General features: G+C 60.5%; 3 protein-coding genes. 2 read left to right on the top strand and 1 reads right to left on the bottom strand.

The window, feature by feature from the left end; all coding sequences use genetic code 11:
- Positions 1-321 precede the first annotated feature (321 nt).
- Both Q1J43_RS15445 and Q1J43_RS15440 read left to right on the top strand, forming a co-directional pair.
- Entirely contained in the window at positions 322-4,311 is a 3,990-nt protein-coding gene (locus tag Q1J43_RS15445) for an Ig-like domain-containing protein (RefSeq protein ID WP_301103404.1), read from the top strand.
- Between the two features lie 9 nt (positions 4,312-4,320).
- Complete coding sequence (locus tag Q1J43_RS15440; RefSeq protein WP_301103403.1) at positions 4,321-4,581, top strand: hypothetical protein; 261 nt, start codon at positions 4,321-4,323, stop codon at positions 4,579-4,581.
- Between the two features lie 87 nt (positions 4,582-4,668).
- On the opposite strand, the gene Q1J43_RS15435 is transcribed toward Q1J43_RS15440, so the two are convergent.
- The gene (locus Q1J43_RS15435; protein WP_301103402.1) at positions 4,669-5,058 is read right to left on the bottom strand and encodes a helix-turn-helix transcriptional regulator; all 390 of its coding nucleotides are present in this window, start codon (positions 5,056-5,058) and stop codon (positions 4,669-4,671) included.
- Positions 5,059-5,323 lie beyond the last annotated feature (265 nt).

The raw sequence follows: 5,323 nt of genomic DNA, 5'->3' as shown, positions 1-5,323 counted from the left end.
CCATCCCGGCATTTTTAACGTTTCCACAATTGGACCCCAGCCTCAAGAAAATAACGAGCAAATACACCCGTTACGATCTGGCCTCGGCCGCCAGCCTATTGGTCGCGTGAAAAAAATCGGAAAAGTCGACACTGTCCAGTTGTTCTGAGAGTCCGTGAAAAAATCATCACTGCCTGATTTCCACGCTCGTCACCCCGGCGGAAGTGACCGTAGGGAATGCAGGGCCCGGGGTCCAGTTCTCGTGAAGGGAAAATTGTGGTCAGTCGAAAATCGCCAGACATCGATGGTATAGGCGCGCAAGCGCAGGAACGGGTTGACCTCATGGCACGCAGCCACCGTCAGCTACAGCGAACCGGCATCATCACCACGCCCTCGCAACTGTCGCTCAAACGCATTCTGGCCGTCGCCGCCGGCCTCCTGCTCAACCTCACCAGCCTGCTCGCCGTTGCCGCGCCAACGGTCAGCCTGAGCGCCCCGGCCAACACCGCCAAATACCTGGCCCCGGCCACCGTCAATGTCAGCGCCAGCGCCACTGCCGAGGCCGGCGCCACGATCACCCAGGTAGCCTTCTACGCCAACGAACTGCTCATCGGCACCGATACCCGGGCACCCTACAGTGTCGCTTGGGCCAACGCGCCGGCCGGCAGCTACGTGCTCACGGCGATCGCCACCGACAGCAAGGGCGCCATGGCGACTAGCACCGCCCGCAGCATCACAATTACCGACACCAACATTCCGCCAACCGTGAGCCTCACCGCCCCGGCCAACAACAGCAAATACCTCACCCCAGCCAGCCTCACCGTCTCGGCTAATGCCAACGGCGTCGAAGCCAACACCCCGATCACCCAGGTCGAGTTCTACGCCAACGGCACCCTGATCGGAACCGACACCACCAGCCCCTACAGCATCAGTTGGGCGAGTCCGCCGACCGGCACCTATACAATCACCGCCAAAGCCATCGACAGCGCTGGCGGCGTCACCACAAGCACCGCCACCACGGTGACCATCACCGCCAGCGACACCCCGCCGACCGTGACCCTGGGCACCCCGGCCAACAGTGCCAAATACCTGGCCCCGGCCACGGTAACGCTCACCGCCAGTGCCAGCGGCGTCGAAGCCAATACCCCGATTACTCAGGTCGAATTCCTCGATGGCAGCACCGTCTTGGCGACACTGACGGCCAGCCCCTACACCTATGCCTGGACCAATGCCACGGTCGGCACCCACAGCATTACAGCCAGAGCCACCGACAACGGTGGTGCTATCGGCACCAGTGCCGCCAGCAGCATCACGATAAATGCCACAAACACCCCGCCGACAGTGGCTCTCACCGCCCCGGCCAACAACTCAAAATACCTCACCCCAGCGAGCCTCACCGTCTCGGCCAGCGCCAACGGCATCGAAGTCAACACCCCGATCACCCAAGTCGAGTTCTACGCCAACGGCACCCTGATCGGAACCGGCACCACTAGCCCCTACAGCATCGCCTGGGCGAGTCCACCGACCGGCACCTATACAATCACCGCCAAAGCCACCGATAGCGCCGGCGGCGTCACCACCAGCGTCGCCAGCACGGTCACGATCACCGCCAGCGACACGCCGCCGACCGTGACCCTGAGCACCCCGGCCAACAATGCCAAATACCTGGCCCCGGCCACGGTAACAATCACCGCCAGCGCCAGCGGCGTCGAAGCCAATACCCCGATCAGCCAGGTCGAGTTCCTCGACGGCAGCACAGTACTGGCGACACTAACGACCAGCCCCTACACCTTTGCCTGGACGACTGCCACAGTCGGCACGCACAGCCTCACCGCCCGAGCGACCGACAGCGGCGGCGCAGTCGGCACCAGCATCGCCCGAAGCATTACGATTACCGACACCAACATCCCGCCCACCGTCAGCCTCACCGCCCCAGCCAACAATTCAAAATACCTCACCCCGGCCAGCCTCACCGTCTCGGCCAACGCCAGCGGCGTCGAAGCCAACACCCCGATCACCCAAGTCGAGTTCTATGCCAACGGCGCCCTGATCGGAACCGACACCACCAGCCCCTACAGCATCGCCTGGGCGAATCCGCCGACCGGCACCCACACAATCACCGCCAAAGCCACCGACAGCGCTGGCGGTGTCACCACAAGCACTGCCAACACGGTAACCATCACCGCCAGCGACACTCCGCCAACCGTGACCCTAGGCACCCCGGCCAACAATGCCAAATACCTGGCGCCAGCCACGGTAGTGCTCACCGCCAGTGCCAGCGGTGTCGAAGCCAATACCCCGATCAGCCAGGTCGAGTTCCTCGATGGCAGCACGGTGCTGGCGACACTAACGACCAGCCCCTACACCTTTGCCTGGGCCAACGCTCCGGTCGGCACCCACAGCCTCACCGCCCGGGCCACCGACAGCGGTGGTGCAGTCGGCACCAGTGCCGCCCGAAGCATCACGATTGCCGACACCAACACACCACCCACCGTCAGCCTGACTGCCCCCGCCAACAACTCAAAATATCTCACCCCAGCCAGCCTCACTATCTCGGCCAACGCCAACGGGATTGAAGTCAACACCCCGATCACCCAAGTCGAGTTCTATGCCAACGGCACCTTGATCGGAACCGACACCACCAGCCCCTACAGCATCGCCTGGGCGAGTCCACCGACCGGCACCTACACCCTCACCGCCAAAGCCACCGACAGCGCTGGCGGCGTTACCACAAGCATTGCCAGCACGGTGACGATCACCGCCAGCGACACCCCGCCGACCGTGATCCTGGGCACCCCGGCCAATAATGCCAAATACCTGGCCCCGGCCACGGTAACGCTCACCGCCAGCGCCAGCGGCGTCGAAGCCAATACCCCGATTACCCAGGTCGAGTTCCTCGATGGCAGCACGGTACTGGCAACGCTCACCACCAGCCCCTACACCTTTGCCTGGACCAATGCCACAGTCGGCACCCACAGCATTACAGCTAGAGCCACCGACAGCGGCGGCGCAGTCGGCACCAGCACTGCCCGAAACATCACGGTTACCGACACAAACACCCCGCCGACAGTGAGCCTGACTGCCCCGATCAACAACGCCATGGTGCAGGTCCCGGTCGATGTCCTGGTCAGCGCCAGTGTCAGCGCCCCGGAAGTGAACGATACGGTGAGCAAGGTCGAGTTCTACCAGGGCAGCACCCTCATCGGCACCGCCACCGCCAGCCCCTGGCGGATCACCTGGGTCAAACCCGTCGCCGGGGTCTATACCCTGACGGCCAAGGCCACCGACGCTCAGGGCGCCAGCACTACCAGCACCTCCCGAAAAATCACCGTCCTCGCCAGCGAGTTGCTCGCTGTCAGCCTGAGCAGCCCAACCAACAACCAGCGCTTCACCGCCCCGGCGAGTATTCCGCTCACGGCCAGGGTGACCGACCCCGCAGGCACTCTCGCCAGGGTCGAGTTCTATAAGGGTGGGATGCTCATCGGCAGCCGCACAACCCCGCCCTATAGCATGGCTTTGGACAACGTTCCCGTCGGCAACTACAGCCTGTTCGCCAAGGCCATCGACAACGAGGGGATCGAGACCTTTTCGGCGACGGTCGCCATCACCGTGGCGCGGAAAGCCGCGAAGATTTACTACCTGCATACCGATCAACTCGATACTCCGCGCTTGGTCACCGATGAGACAAACAAGGTCGTCTGGCGGAACATTCTGGGTGAGCCCTTCGGCGTCAGCCCGCCGGAAGAAGACCCGGATGGGGATGGGAAGAACTTCACGCTGAATTTGCGGTTTCCAGGGCAGTACTATGATCGCGAAAGCAACCTCAACTACAACGGCGCCAGGGATTACGGTCCGGGGGAAGGGCGCTATCGGGAGTTCGACCCGATTGGGCTGCGCGGCGGCATTAATCCGTACCTCTATGTCAATGGAAATCCGATGAGCAAGATTGATCCGAGTGGTCTTGATTGGCGGTTGTTTGATTACGGCACCATAACTGTCCCAACGCCGATTCCTGGGATTGGTGTCACCTTGACATTAGACCGCAAAGGTAATGTCTATGTGGGGCCATCGGTTGGTGTTAACCTCCCGGGTGCAAGTGGACGCGCAGCTGGCATAGGTTGGACAGGAAACCAGTGCAAACCAAATTCGGACCAACTCAAGGACTTTCTCGGTGGTTGGAGTTTTAATGGAGGTGTTGGACTCGGCGTTACGTGGTCTGCTCCTCTAGCGCCCGGCAACGAAAAGCCGGAGCGCCTAGGGCCTAATATTCAAGCGCCAGGCTTGAGTGCTGGCTATAACTGGGAAGTTGGTAATATTGGAATTCATTGGTAGGCGAGCCCCATGCTTCGATGGTTGTTATTACTTCTGATTTGCTGGGCCGTTTTCATTTCGGCGGCAATGGCGTTTTCCCCAGAACGAGTTCTTGGTTACGCCAAACACAGCCACATGTGGATGCGCTATTTAGGCAAGCTTTTCAACATCACCAACGAAACTCTAAGCGGTATTGGAACGATGCGATGGGTTCGTGTTCAAGGTGTCATTGCTCTGGTGGTAACGCTCCTGGCGCTATGCGCGTGGTTTCGTGGCCCAGTCAGTTATTGATATGGAATAATAATAAAACCTCACCCCTCCGCCTATCGGCGGATAGCTGCTAAAGAGAAGGGCCGCTGCTTGCGGCCCTTCGTGTATCTACCGTCCCTGCCGGGCGAGCACGGTATCGAGCATCTGCGAAACGAATTGCTGCTTGGTCTTTGGCAGTTGCTCGACGGCCTCGATCTGCTGCTGCAAACGTGACGCAGGGCCGCGCTTGCTGCTTCGCTTTAACAGCGGACTGCCGATCAACTCATCGAGCGAAAGCGTCAGCAACTTGGCCAACGTCGGCAGCATCGACGCCGGCACGCGGGCGCGTGCGACCTCGTAATGAGCCAGCGTCTGTTGCGGGATGCCCAGATGGTCAGCCAACTGCTGCTGCGTCAGCCCGTGGTCCTTGCGGGCCTGGGCGATGCGTGCGCCGAGCGTCTTGAAGAAATCTTCGTCCTTAGCGTTCATGACTAGCGGTAACAGTGTTTGAACGGACATGAAGATACCCCCGGTTTCGCTGAATGCGGTTGACTTTACTCATTTTGTGAGTAGGATGCAACTGAGTTATTTTTACTCAGAACCCCTTGACAGCTTTTTAGCGGAGAACGAATTCATGGCACGCATCCCCGAAACAGAAATCGAGCGGCTGATATGTATTGACCTGTCAAGTTTTCCAAGAACCCAGTTTTAGATCATCGTCCAGTGTGTGGGTAGCAGAACGGGCGGCAAGCCGACGGTTGATCAGTCTGATATGCGCGGGTTG

Source organism: Propionivibrio sp. (assembly GCF_029255185.1).
Lineage (GTDB): Bacteria > Pseudomonadota > Gammaproteobacteria > Burkholderiales > Rhodocyclaceae > Propionivibrio.
This window is presented reverse-complemented; position numbering and strand designations above follow the sequence as displayed.

Excerpts from the sequence above, each read along its gene's own strand:
- Q1J43_RS15445 (WP_301103404.1), top strand. The coding sequence starts at position 322 with ATGGCACGCAGCCACCGTCAGCTACAGCGAACCGGCATCATCACCACG.
- Q1J43_RS15435 (WP_301103402.1), bottom strand. The coding sequence starts at position 5,058 with ATGTCCGTTCAAACACTGTTACCGCTAGTCATGAACGCTAAGGACGAA.
- Q1J43_RS15440 (WP_301103403.1), top strand. The coding sequence starts at position 4,321 with ATGCTTCGATGGTTGTTATTACTTCTGATTTGCTGGGCCGTTTTCATT.